Annotated in this window: 11 protein-coding genes; 3 read left to right on the top strand and 8 right to left on the bottom strand. The window is 62.8% G+C overall.

Annotated features, from left to right (window positions below):
• The first annotated feature begins 71 nt into the window (after window positions 1-71).
• A complete protein-coding gene (gluQRS, locus tag G7Y85_RS15380) occupies window positions 72-1,004 on the top strand; it encodes a tRNA glutamyl-Q(34) synthetase GluQRS (RefSeq protein WP_166259114.1) in 933 nt (310 codons plus the stop codon).
• On the opposite strand, the gene G7Y85_RS15375 is transcribed toward gluQRS, so the two are convergent.
• On the bottom strand, window positions 977-1,858 hold the full coding sequence (locus G7Y85_RS15375) for an IS1 family transposase (RefSeq protein ID WP_166259111.1): 882 nt from the start codon (window positions 1,856-1,858) through the stop codon (window positions 977-979). The genes gluQRS and G7Y85_RS15375 overlap by 28 nt on opposite strands.
• Window positions 1,859-1,964: 106 nt before the next feature.
• On the opposite strand from G7Y85_RS15375, the gene G7Y85_RS15370 reads away from it, so the two are divergent.
• Entirely contained in the window at window positions 1,965-2,996 is a 1,032-nt protein-coding gene (locus tag G7Y85_RS15370; RefSeq protein WP_206675588.1) for a P63C domain-containing protein, read from the top strand.
• Here G7Y85_RS15370 and G7Y85_RS15365 read toward each other — a convergent pair.
• Entirely contained in the window at window positions 2,993-3,229 is a 237-nt protein-coding gene (locus G7Y85_RS15365; protein WP_166259108.1) for a histone H1, read from the bottom strand. The two genes, G7Y85_RS15370 and G7Y85_RS15365, sit on opposite strands and share 4 nt — an antisense overlap.
• A gap of 168 nt (window positions 3,230-3,397) precedes the next feature.
• Here G7Y85_RS15365 and phaR point away from each other — a divergent pair, with 168 nt between their 5' ends.
• On the top strand, window positions 3,398-3,916 hold the full coding sequence (gene phaR / locus G7Y85_RS15360) for a polyhydroxyalkanoate synthesis repressor PhaR (protein ID WP_166259105.1): 519 nt from the start codon (window positions 3,398-3,400) through the stop codon (window positions 3,914-3,916).
• Between the two features lie 544 nt (window positions 3,917-4,460).
• Here the strand turns inward: phaR and pnp are convergent.
• The 6 genes from pnp to nusA all read right to left on the bottom strand — a co-directional run bounded on the left by pnp (window position 4,461) and on the right by nusA (window position 12,565).
• Window positions 4,461-6,572 (bottom strand): polyribonucleotide nucleotidyltransferase, encoded by a 2,112-nt coding sequence (gene pnp / locus G7Y85_RS15355; RefSeq protein ID WP_174839786.1) that lies wholly within the window; start codon window positions 6,570-6,572, stop codon window positions 4,461-4,463.
• Window positions 6,573-6,615: 43 nt separating this feature from the next.
• Window positions 6,616-6,885: a 30S ribosomal protein S15 gene (gene rpsO, locus G7Y85_RS15350; protein ID WP_166259102.1), complete on the bottom strand. Its 270-nt coding sequence runs from the start codon at window positions 6,883-6,885 to the stop codon at window positions 6,616-6,618.
• 87 nt (window positions 6,886-6,972) lie between these two features.
• On the bottom strand, window positions 6,973-7,893 hold the full coding sequence (gene truB, locus G7Y85_RS15345; protein ID WP_166259099.1) for a tRNA pseudouridine(55) synthase TruB: 921 nt from the start codon (window positions 7,891-7,893) through the stop codon (window positions 6,973-6,975).
• A gap of 6 nt (window positions 7,894-7,899) precedes the next feature.
• Complete coding sequence (rbfA, locus tag G7Y85_RS15340; protein ID WP_166259096.1) at window positions 7,900-8,301, bottom strand: 30S ribosome-binding factor RbfA; 402 nt, start codon at window positions 8,299-8,301, stop codon at window positions 7,900-7,902.
• A gap of 39 nt (window positions 8,302-8,340) precedes the next feature.
• The gene (gene infB, locus G7Y85_RS15335; RefSeq protein WP_166259093.1) at window positions 8,341-11,034 is read right to left on the bottom strand and encodes a translation initiation factor IF-2; all 2,694 of its coding nucleotides are present in this window, start codon (window positions 11,032-11,034) and stop codon (window positions 8,341-8,343) included.
• A 40-nt stretch (window positions 11,035-11,074) separates the two neighbouring features.
• The gene (gene nusA / locus G7Y85_RS15330) at window positions 11,075-12,565 is read right to left on the bottom strand and encodes a transcription termination factor NusA (RefSeq protein WP_166259090.1); all 1,491 of its coding nucleotides are present in this window, start codon (window positions 12,563-12,565) and stop codon (window positions 11,075-11,077) included.
• Window positions 12,566-12,573 lie beyond the last annotated feature (8 nt).

Below are 12,573 nucleotides of genomic sequence, written 5' to 3'. Positions count from 1 at the left end.
ACAACCTGTACTTAATGTACCATGCGGCGCGCCTCGCGATGTGATTCAGCGCACCGTTCAGCCGCACGACCATGACCGTTCGCTCTCCTGCCCGTCACGCCTACCGCGGCCGCTTCGCACCGACACCAAGCGGACCCCTGCATCTCGGATCGCTGATGACGGCGCTGGCGAGCTGGCTCGAGGCGCGTACGCACGACGGCCGCTGGCTACTGCGCATCGACGATCTCGATGGGCCGCGTTGCGTGGCCGGCGTCGACGCGCGAATTCTCCAGCAGCTCGAAGCGCATGGTCTGTACTGGGATGAAGCGCCGCGCTACCAGTCCGCACATCTCGACGAGTACCGCGCCGCAGTGAGTCAGCTGCAGCAGACCGGGCGGCTGTACGCTTGTCGCTGCACGCGCGCGGAACTGGCTGCCGGCAGCCGCATCGGCCCGGACGGTGCGGTCTACGCCGGAACCTGTCGTGAAGCCCGGCTGGGCGAGACGGATGCGGCGCTGCGCCTGACCGTCGGCGCACGGCAACTTCGTTACCAAGACGGCGTCCAGGGGGAGCTTTCGCGGGCGCTCGACAGCGAGCTTGGCGACTTCGTCGTGCGCCGTCGCGACGGCATCGTCGGCTACCACCTGGCCTGCGCGATCGACGAACACGCGCAGCAGATCAGCGATGTCGTGCGCGGCGCCGATCTGATCGGCTCGACCTTTGCGCAGATGTGCGTACAGCGCGAGCTGATGCTGCAGGCGCCGCGTTATCACCACCTGCCGGTCATCGGCGGTCGCGATGGCCTGAAGCTGTCGAAGCAGAATCACGCGAATCCGATAACGGCAGAGGATGCCGGCCGCAATCTCTGGCTGTGTCTGCAATGGCTGCAGCAGCAACCGCCGGCCGCCTTGCTCGGCGCCCCACCATCGCTACTGCTCGAATGGGCACGTCGGCACTGGCGCCTGGCATCGGTCCCGGCGCAGACATGGGTAATGCGTCAGTTTGAAATTTCGCGTTTCTTGTAAGGGCCGCGCTTGGTTGGCACCTTATCCACGACCAGCGCCGCAATCTCGGCATGGGTCCAGACATGATCGCTGATACCGGCTTCCATAGCTGGCGTCACGCGTAGGGTCTTATGAACTCGGCCGAAGTTGTAGTACATGAAGTGCAGCGCGACGGCGCTGGCGTGCGCTTCGACCTTCTTGCTGAAGGCATTCGTCAGGCGCGTGAAGCGGCGCATGCCCATACGCATCGTCAGATTCGCGCGCTCGACGTAGCTAGTGGAGATATGAGCGCCTTCCGGATTGCCTGAGACGTTCTGCTTGATCGCGCCAGTGCATTCCGCCGGGCTGTAGCGGCGCGTGCCTTCGATTCCCGGCGCGGCGCCGTACTGCTTGACGAGCATTGCGTAGTCGACCTGGCCGACGAAAGCCTCCTTGACCGCATCAAGATAGGTGCGATTCCCGTCCGTGGTGAGCTGTACTCGGTTGGTGAGGCGCGAAGCCAAGTCGTCCATGAACTCGTTCGCTACGGCCGCATTGCGGGCGCCCACGGCCCAGCAGGGCATCAGTTTGGTGTCGGCGCAAATCGCGGTCCACGTCCAGACGTCGCCAGCGTTGCCAGCCGCGCGCATGGCTTCAGATGCGTTCTTTTCCTTGGCGCCTACGAAGGACCAGATTTCATCGCACTGAATGCGCTTGCACGGCAGGTTGTGGAACGCCTTGTCCTGATACTCGGCGCAGGCGGCGCCAACGTCGGCGAGGAACTTAGACACGGTGTTGAGTGACACATCCGCCAGCCTCGCAGTGGCGCGCATGCTGTTGCCTTCAACCAGTAGGCCGATGATCTGAGCGCGCTTGGAGAGGGGCAGGACGTTCATGACTTACTCAATTTCAATGTGAACATTATGCATGACGCGCATCTAGTATGCAAGCAGATGCTTGCATTAGTACTATTTCTCAGTATTATGCAAGCATTAACCGGAGATGAAAATGTCAGAAATCGAGGCAACCGGCAAAGCGAAAGGCGGAGTAATCCGCGCAAAAACGCTTAGCGCCAAGCGCAGAAGGGAGATTGGAGAAAAAGCTGCTGCTGCGAGGTGGAGTGAGGATGTAAAGCAGGTAACGCACGGATCTTCTGACCACCCGTTGAAGATTGGTGACGTCGAAATTCCTTGCTATGTCCTCGAAGACGAGACGCGCGTGCTTTCCCAACGCGGTGTCGTTGCCGCCTTGGGCATGAAGTACGGTTCTCGGGCTGGCGGTGCTGACCGACTCACCGGATTTATGAGCGGAAAAGGTCTTTCCCCCTTTGCATCCAATGACTTACTGGCGCTGATCCAAGCCCCGATAAAATTCCGACATCAAGGGGGTGGTGGCATCGCTTTCGGATATCCAGCCACCATCTTGGCGGATATCTGCGATGCAGTTTTGGCGGCCAGAAAAGCTGGAGCTTTGCAGAAGCAACAAGAACACATCGCAGAACAGTGTGAGATTCTAGTTCGCGGTTTTGCTCGCGTTGGCATCATCGCGCTTGTAGACGAGGCGACCGGATACCAAAAGGATCGCGCCAAAGATGCGCTCGCCAAAATTTTGGAAGCCTTCATCGACAAGGAACTGCAGCCGTGGGTTCAGACCTTCCCGAATGAGTTCTATCAAGAGATGTTCCGACTCCGTGGGCTCGACTATCCAACTGCAACTGTAAAGAGACCGCAGTATTTTGGCGTCCTGACGAACAATGTTGTCTATGACCGCATAGCCCCTGGCGTCCTTGCAGAACTCAGAAGAGTTGTGCCGAAACTCGAATCAGGTCGTCGCAAGCATCACTACTTTCGCAAGCTGACCACGAATGTCGGATATCCCAAGCTCAAAGAACATTTGGGTTCGGTAATCGCTTTTATGCAGATGAGCAAAGACTGGGCCGACTTCATGGAGAAAATGGATCGGTTCAAGCCAAAGTACGGTCACACAATGGCGCTTCCGCTTGACCTGCCAGAAGACGATGGAAAGGGCCTTTAGGCCTTCTTCCAGCGCGCCTTTGCTGCTTTCTTCGCGATCTCTGACCGCTCTTCAGCGGTCAGTTTTTGCGCGCGCGCCGCGCCGCCCTTCAATCCACCCTTGCGCCCAAGCGCAACGGCTGCCGGATCTTTCCCGTCGTCGGTCTTGGGCATCTCGACTTCGCCGGACGCAATATCCGTGATGAACTTGGCGAGCTGGTTGGTATCGCGCGGGCGTTTCGGTTTTGTAGCCATGCGATCAGGATACGCCGGCAGCCTGACCGGTCAAGCATGACCAGACCGAATCAGATTTCAAACTGACGCACTACCCAGACATGGCTTGCGGTGGAGCAGCCGCCCTAGTTCTGGCATCATGGGTCAAAGCTATTGCACTGCAGCAAAGCATCGCCAACCGGTCTCCGAATGTCCGACGTCCGCATCATCAAGAAGTACCCCAACCGGCGTCTCTACGACACGCACATCAGCCGCTACATCACGCTGGAGGAAATCCGCCAGCTGGTGCTGCAGGATGTGAAGTTCCGTGTCGAGGACAAGCGCACGCACGAAGACATCACCCGCACGATCCTGCTGCAGGTGATCTCCGAGCAGGAAGAAGGCGGCGATCCGATCTTCACCAGCGATCTGCTGGAATTCATCATCCGCTACTACGGCGATCCGATGCAGAACAGCATCGGTCGCTACCTGGAACTGTCGGCGCGCCTGTTCCAGGAACAGCAGGATCATTTCACCGATCAGATGCGGCAGATGCTGGGCCAGGCACAGCAGCCGCTGCAGGTGCTCAAGGAAATGGCCGATCGCCAGGTGCCGATCTGGCGCTCGATCCGCAAGGAGTTCCTGCACAATCTTCAGAACAGCACCAAGGTCATCAAGCGCCGCAACGGACGCGAGGACGAAAGTCCGCAAAAGGACTCGATGCCCTAGGGCCTGTTAACGCGATGGCAATCGCTGCGGCGGAGGTCGTTTTGGCGCAGGGCAAGGCGCCAGCCGCGCCGCCTGGTGGCGCCAGGCAAGCGGCTGGCAACGCCGCCCTGCGCCAAAACGGCCCCGCCCCATTCGGGTTGCGCCAGCAATCGCGCCATGCGGCGTTACGAGCCTTGCGCTTGGCGCCACCAAGCCCTGCGGCTCCTGCCTTGCCTGGCGTGATTGCTGGCAGCAACGCAGCGATCGTCCATAGCGTTAACAGGTCCTATTGTCGCGAGTCGGAATTTCCTTGATGAAATCGGCGAGGATTTTTCGCGACTGGCAAAACACGCCGACGAGGCATATCGGCTCATATGGCGAGGAGGCGCAACACCGCCGGGCGCGAAACAGACCATCGATTTCGCATGCGAATTCCTGACTCTCGACACTGGCAGCGGCGGGCTCGGACTGCCTGCGAGCCACGTCGGCCGGCATGTTCCGGCAGCACAAACGAAAACGGCGCACCTCTCGGTGCGCCGTTTTGCCTTGCTGCGGTCCCGACCGATCAGGCGGTTTCCACACCAACGTCGCTGGACTTCATCGACAGGCGGATCTTGCCGTCGCGGCTGACTTCCAGAACCTTGACGCGAACCTGCTGGCCTTCCTTGACGACTTCGTCGACCTTCTCGACGCGCTTGTCGGCCAGCTGCGAGATGTGCACCAGACCATCCTTGCCCGGCGCGATCGTCACGAACGCACCGAAGTCCATGATCTTGGCGACCTTGCCTTCGTAGATTGTGCCGACTTCGACGTCCTTGGTCAGCGTGTTGATGCGGCTGATCGCCGCTTCCGCCGCCTTGCCGTCGACCGCCGCGATCTTGATCGTGCCGTCGTCGGAGATGTCGATCTGCGTACCGGTTTCCTTGGTGATCGACTGAATCGTCGCGCCACCCTTGCCGATCACTTCGCGGATCTTGTCCGGATTGATCTTGATCGTCGTGATGCGCGGCGCGAACGGCGACAGCTGCGAGCGCGGCGTCGGCAGCACCTGCACCATCTGTTCGAGGATACCGAGACGCGCGGTCTTGGCCTGCGTCAGCGCCTGCGCCATGATCTCGCCGGTGATGCCGGCGACCTTGATGTCCATCTGCAGGGCGGTAATGCCGTCCTTGGTGCCGGCGACCTTGAAGTCCATGTCGCCGAGGTGATCTTCGTCACCGAGGATGTCGGTCAGCACGGCCCAGCGGCTGCCTTCCAGAATCAGGCCCATCGCGACGCCGGCGACCGGCGCCTTCAGCGGCACGCCGGCGTCCATCATCGACAGACAGGCGCCGCACACCGACGCCATCGACGACGAGCCGTTCGATTCGGTGACTTCAGACACCACGCGCACGATGTACGGGAACTCGCGGTCGAGGTCCGGCATGACCGCGGCCACGCCACGCTTGGCGAGTCGGCCGTGACCGATTTCGCGGCGCTTCGGCGCGTTCAGGCGGCCGGTTTCGCCGACGCAGTACGGAGGGAAGTTGTAGTGGAACATGAAGTGTTCATGCCACTCGCCTTCCACGGCGTCGATGATCTGGTAGTCCTTGCCGGTACCGAGCGTGGTCACCGCCAGCACCTGGGTCTCGCCACGCGTGAACAACGCCGAGCCGTGGGTGCGCGGCAACACGCCGGCCGACATCGCCAGCGGACGCACGGTGAACAGGTCGCGGCCGTCGATGCGCGGCGAGCCATCGAGAATGCGGTTGCGGACGACCTTGGCTTCAAGCTCGTGCAACTCGGCCTTCAACTGGTTTTCGCTGAACGGCGCATCGGCCGGACGCGCGGCGCTGGCGGCCTTGCGGACGTCGCCCATCGCGCTGTAGCGCTGCTGCTTGTCCATCAGCGTGTACGCTTGCGCAATCTGCGCCTCGTAGCTGCTGGCGAACTCGGTGACGGCGCTGCGATCGGCGGCCTTCCAGTCCCACTTGGCCTTGCCGGCTTCGGCGGCGAACTCGTTGATCGCCTGGATTGCAGCCTGCATCTGCTCGTGGCCGAACAGCACGGCGCCGAGCATGACCGGCTCGGACAGCATCTTGGCTTCCGATTCGACCATCAGCACCGCGTCCTTGGTGCCGGCGACGACGAGGTCGAGATCCGAGCTTTCGAGTTCGGTTTCCGTCGGGTTCAACAGGTAGTTGCCGTCCTTGTAACCGACGCGGGCGGCGCCGATCGGGCCCTGGAACGGCAGGCCCGACAGGGCCAGCGCGGCCGAGGCGCCGAGCATTGCCGGAATGTCGCCCGAGACTTCCGGGTTCAGCGACATCACCATCGCGACGATCTGCACCTCGTTGTAGTAACCATCCGGGAACAGCGGACGCAGCGGACGGTCGATCAGACGCGAGGTCAGCGTTTCCTTCTCGGTCGGACGCCCTTCACGCTTGAAGAAGCCGCCGGGAATGCGGCCACCGGCGTAGAAGCGTTCCATGTAATCGACGGTCAGCGGGAAGAAGTCCTGATCGGGCTTGGCTTCCTTCTTGCCGACGACGCTGACGAACACCACGGTGTCGTCGATGTGAACCATGACCGCCGCGGTCGCCTGACGGGCAATGGCAGCGGTTTCAAACGTGACGTCGTGCTTGCCGTAGCGGAACGTCTTCTTTACGGGCACGGCGGGAGTGGCAGGTACTGCCATGGTCTACCCCTGTTTTCTGGCGGTAAAAACGACTGCGCCGCTGTTAGCGGCGCAGACCGAGCTCGGCGATGAGCTTGATGTAACGGGGTTCATCCTTGCGCTTCAGATAGTCGAGCATCTGGCGGCGCTGATTGACCATCTTCAGCAGACCACGGCGCGAGTGATTGTCCTTCTTGTGCTGCTCGAAATGCGGCGCGAGCACATTGATGCGCTCCGTCAACAAAGCAACCTGGACCTCGGGAGAGCCCGTGTCATTCTTGGCGCGGGCATGCTTGCTCACCACGTCCGCCTTGCGTTCAACCGTCAAACTCATTGCCTTCAGCTCCGAACTAATTCTTTGATCGCTACAAAGTCCAATATATTAACTTTTTCTACGGCTTTCTCACAAGTTAAAGCGTCTTCATGTCCTTGTGAGCAGACAGCGTTGCGGCTTCAAGCAGCCATCGCCATCGCCCCGGGCGATGCCCAGCAGCTCGCCGTCCGGTCCGTTGACGGCCAGGCGCGTGTGCTCGACAAGGCCGGGCAGACGGATGGCGCGACCATGCCGGAACGCAGCCGCCTGTGCCTCGTCGAGGACCACCCGCGGCCAGTGCGCAAGCGCCTGGCCCGGACTCAGGAGCAGGCGATCCAGCGCCGTGAAGTCGCCGGACAGCGCCTGCAGCTGCTCCAGGCTGACCGGCGTCCGGTCGCCGAACGGTGTCACCGCCGTACGCCGCAAGCCGATCAGGTGCCCGCGTTGCCCCGCAGCAGCGCAGATGTCCTCGGCCAGCGTGCGGATATACGTGCCCTTCGAGCAGCGCACCCGCATCGCGAAGCCGTTGCCCCCGAACTCCAGGAGTTCAAGCTCGCTGAGCATCACCTCGCGCGCCTCGCGCACCACGGTCTGGCCCTCACGCGCCAACTCGTACAGCGGCCGACCATCGCGCTTGAGCGCCGAGTACATCGGTGGCACCTGCTGCTGCACGCCGAGAAAACTGCGCAACGCCGACTCCAGCTCTGCCTTCGACAGCAGCGAGGGATCGGACCGGGCGATGACGTCGCCTTCGGCATCGCCGGTGCTGGTCTGCTCGCCCAGCCGGACCTGCGCCCGGTATTCCTTGTCGGATTCGAGCAGTACGGCGCTCAGCTTGGTCGCCTCGCCGAAGCAGATCGGCAGCATGCCGGTCGCCAGCGGATCAAGGCTGCCGGTGTGGCCGGCCTTGTCGGCATTGAACAGGCGTTTGGCTTTCTGCAAGGCGTCGTTCGAACTCAGGCCGAGCGGCTTGTCGAGCAGCAGAATGCCATCGAGCTTGCGGCGTGGGGGCCGTGGCGAAACTGCCATCCGCCGTCAGGTTTCCGATGACTCGTCACGGTGCCCGGGGCTGTCGCCCTCACCGTTGTCGTCGCTGCGCACGGCCGCCCGGATCAACGCGCTGATGCGATCACCCTCGCGCAAGGCGGTATCGGCAGCAAAGTGCAGCTGCGGCACGTGACGCAGGCGCAGGCGCTCGCCGAGCTCGTAACGCAATTTGCCAGCCGCGTGATTCAGGCCCTTGAGCGCATCCTTCAGCTGTTCGTCGCTGCCGAGCAGACTGACGCTGATCCGCGCATTGCGCAGATCCGGCGAGACGTCGACCTTGGTGATGGTGACGCCGAGCACGCGCGGGTCGGAGAGTTCGCCGCGAATCAGCGTCGAAAGCTCGCCCTGCAATTGCGTGTTGATGCGTAGCGTGCGGGGATACTCTCTCATGGGGGTCGTCGGGCCGGGTTCGACACCCGGCCCGATCACTCAGGCAAGCGCCGCTGCTTGCACGGTGCGCCGGACTTCGATGCGCTGGAAGCATTCGATCTGGTCGCCGGCCTTGACGTCGTTGTAGTCCTTGACGCCGATGCCGCACTCGGTGCCGGCCTCGACCTTGCTGACATCGTCCTTGAAACGGCGCAGCGACTCGAGCACGCCTTCGTAGACGACGGTCTGGTTGCGCAGCACGCGAATCGGCAGGTTGCGCTGTACGGAACCCTCGATCACGAGGCAGCCGGCGATATTGCCGATCACCGAGCTGCGGAACACGTCGCGAACCTGCGCGATACCGACGATCTGTTCGCGCGTCTCGGTGCCGAGCAGGCCCGAAACCGCATCGGTCACGTCGTCGATGATCTCGTAGATGATCGAGTAGTAGCGGACGTCGACGCCGGTGTCCTGGACGCGCTTGCGGGCGGCGCCGTCGGCGCGGACATTGAAGCCGATGATGATCGCCTTCGACGCAACCGCCAGATCGACGTCCGATTCGTTGATGCCGCCGATCGCGGTCGACAGCACATTGACCTTGACCTCTTCGCTCGGGATCTTGCGCAGCGCTTCGGTGATGGCTTCGGCACTGCCCTGCACGTCGGCCTTGACCATGATGTTGAGCGTCTTCTGCTCGCCCTGGCCCATGCTCGCGAAGACCTGCTCCATGCGGATCGCCTGGTTCTGCGCCAGCTTCTGCTCGCGCAGCTTCTGTTCACGCAGCTGCGCGAGCTCGCGCGCCTTGCGTTCGTCGGCAACAACGACGACATCGTCGCCGGCGTCCGGCGCCCCGGACAAACCGAGCACCTGCACCGGAATCGACGGCCCGGCTTCCTTCACCGGCTTGCCGTTCTCGTCGAACATGGCACGCACGCGACCGAAATGCGGACCGGACAGGATGACGTCGCCCTGGCGCAGATTGCCGTCACGAACCAGCACGGTTGCAACCGGACCGCGGCCCTTCTCGATGGAGGCTTCCAGAATGTTGCCGCGCGCCGGCGCATCGACCGGGGTCGTCAGTTCGAGAATTTCCGCCTGCACCAGAATGGCATCAAGCAGATCATCGACGCCCTGACCGGTGAATGCCGAAACGCCGACGATCTGGGTGTCGCCACCCCAGTCTTCGGGAATGACGCCTTCCTTCGACAGCTCGTTCTTGACGCGATCGAGATCGCCGTCCGGCTTGTCGATCTTGGTGATCGCGACAATCATCGGCGCCTTGGCCGCCTTGGCGTGCTGGATCGCCTCGCGCGTCTGCGGCATCACGCCGTCGTCCGCCGCCACCACGATGATGACGATATCGGTGACCTGCGCACCACGCGCACGCATGCGCGTGAACGCCGCGTGACCCGGCGTGTCGAGGAAAGTGATGATGCCCTTCGCCGTCTCGACGTGATACGCGCCGATGTGCTGGGTGATGCCGCCGGCTTCACCCGCGGCAACACGTGTCTTGCGGATATGGTCGAGCAGCGAGGTCTTGCCGTGATCGACGTGTCCCATGATCGTCACGACCGGCGGACGTCCGGCGCGCTCGCCGTCGTCCTGCGATTCACCGGTGACCGCCTGCTCGAGGCTGTCCTCGAAATCGCTGGCCTTGACCATGCGCGCCTTGTGCCCCATCTCCTCGACCATCAGTGCGGCCGTGTCCTGATCGAGGGTCTGGTTGATCGTCGCCATGACGCCGTTCTTCATCATGACCTTGATGAGTTCGACCGCCTTGACCGCCATGCGGTTGGCGAGCTCGCCGACGGTGATGGCTTCCGGCACCTCGACTTCACGGACGATCGGCGCGACCGGCTTTTCGAAGCCGTGTGCGTTGTCGAACTTGATGCGGCCCGAGGGCTTGCGCTGCTTCTTGTCGCGCTTGCCGCCCTTGCCTTCGGCCAGATGCAACTCCTGGCGGTGCGAACGATCGTCACGCCCGCCGCGGCCACGATCATTGCCCGGCGAGCTGGGCGCGCTCGGCGCCACGGCAGACGGAGCGGCGCGGCCGGCGGCCGGTGACGGACGACTCGGCGCGGCCGCCGGACGCGGCTGGCTGGCATTGGCACGCGCCATTTCGGCGGCGCGGCGAATGTTCTCGGACGCGCGATTGCGCGCCTGTTCGCGTTCCCACTTTTCGCGGTAGAGCGGATCTTCCTTCAGCAGACGCTCGTGCTCGGCACGCTCGGCCTTGCCGGCGGCTTCAAGCTCCGCACGTTTGGCGGCTTCGGCTTCATCGCGTTGCTGGCGCTCGGCCTGTGCCTGCTCGGCCCTGGCCTTGGCTTCGGCTGCTGCCTGTTCGGCGGCCTCGCGCTTCGCCAGTTCCGCAGCCCGCTTTTCCTCTGCCGCGCGCAGCGCTTCGGGATCCGGCTCGGCGACCGGTTCCGGCTCGGCAACCACCGGTTCCTCGGTCTTGACGAAAGTGCGCTTCTTGCGCACCTCGATGCTGATGGTCTTCGAAGGCGCACCACGACCGCCACCCAGCTTCAGCTCGGTGGTTTCCTTGCGCTTGAGCGTGATGCGGCGCGGCTCTGCAGTGGTCGCGGTGCCGGTCTTCTGCTTCAGATAGTTGAGCAGCGCCACCTTGTCGTCGGCCGAAACCGACGACGACGCGTCCTTGACGGAAACGCCCGCTTCCTTGAACTGCGAGAGCAGTTCGTCGAGAGGACGATTCAGCTCTTTGGCAAAATCTTGAACAGTTACGGTTGACATCCGTACTCCCCGGGCGCGAGCCCAGATTCCTGAGTCAATCTCACGCGTAGGCTTTGGCGCGCGCCGACATGATCAGTTTCGATGCGCGCTCCTCGCCAAAATCCGGCAGAGATTCGAGCAATTCGTCGGTCGCGAGATCGGCAAGCGCCTCGCACGTGGCATATCCCGCTTCGGCAAGCTGGTAGGCCGTGTCTTCATCCATTCCGTCGACCGCGAGCAGATCCTCGGCCGGTTGCGCATGGGCGCGCTGTTCGGCCTTGGCGATCGCCTTGGTCAGCAGCACGTCGCGCGCACGGTTGCGGAGCTCCTCGACGATCTGCTCGTCGAACTCCTCGATCTCGGTCATTTCCTGGGCCGGCACGTAGGCGACTTCTTCCAGGGTCGTGAAGCCTTCCTGGACCAGCACGCCGGCGACTTCGGCGTCAACGTCGAGATGTTCCATGAACATCTCCAGCACCGACTGGTTCTCCTCGTCCTTCTTCGACTCCGCATCGGCGGTCGTCATGACATTGAGCACCCAGCCGGTCAGCTCCGACGCCAGGCGCACATTCTGGCCGCCGCGACCGATCGCCTGTGCGAGCTTCTCCTCGGACACGCCGATCGTCATCGCATGCGCTTCCTCGTCGACGACCACGGTCTCGACTTCGGCCGGCGCCATCGCATTGATCACGAACTGCGCGATGTTCTCGTCCCAGGGCACGATATCGACGCGCTCGCCGGCGAGTTCGTTGGAAACACTCTGCACGCGCGAACCGCGCATGCCGACGCAGGCACCGACCGGATCGATGCGCTTGTCCTTGGCCTGCACCGCGATCTTCGCGCGCAGACCCGGGTCGCGAGCCGCACCCTTGAGTTCGATCAGCCCCTGCGCGATCTCCGGTACCTCGAGCTTGAACAGCTCCATCAGGTACTCCGGCGACGTGCGCGTCAGGAACAGCTGCGGGCCGCGAACCTGCGGGCTGACTTCATAAAGATAGCCACGGATGCGATCGCTGGGGCGGACCGGCTCGCGCGGAATCAGATGGTCGCGCAGGATGATCGCTTCGGCGTTGCCGCCGAGATCGACGATCACGCTGCCGCGCTCGAGGCGCTTGACCTGGCCGGAGATCAACTCGCCCACGCGATCCTGGTAGGCCTCGACGATCTGCGCACGCTCGGCTTCGCGCACTTTCTGGACGATGACCTGCTTGGCCTTCTGCGCGCCGATGCGACCGAAATCGACGGAATCGACCTTGCGCTCGATGACGTCGCCGGCGACAGCGCCTTCCTGTTCCTTGCCGGCATACGACAGTTTGATCTGGCGCTCCGGAAATTCGAAATCCTCGCTGTCGTCCTCAAGCACGGTCCAGCGCCGGAACGTCTCGTATTCGCCGGTTTCGCGATCGATCGCCACGCGCAGTTCCGACTCGTCGCCGTACTGCTCCTTCGCGGCGGACGCCAAGGCCGCTTCAAGCGCCTCGAAGATCAGCTCTTTCTCGACGCCTTTTTCGTTGGAAACGACGTCGACCATCAGCAGGATGTTCTTGTTCATGCCTAGCT

This window comes from Solimonas terrae, assembly GCF_011067135.1.
Taxonomy (GTDB): Bacteria; Pseudomonadota; Gammaproteobacteria; order Nevskiales; family Nevskiaceae; genus Solimonas; species Solimonas terrae.
The sequence above is the reverse complement of the archived record's forward strand: the minus strand, read 5'-3'. Positions and strand labels throughout refer to the sequence as shown.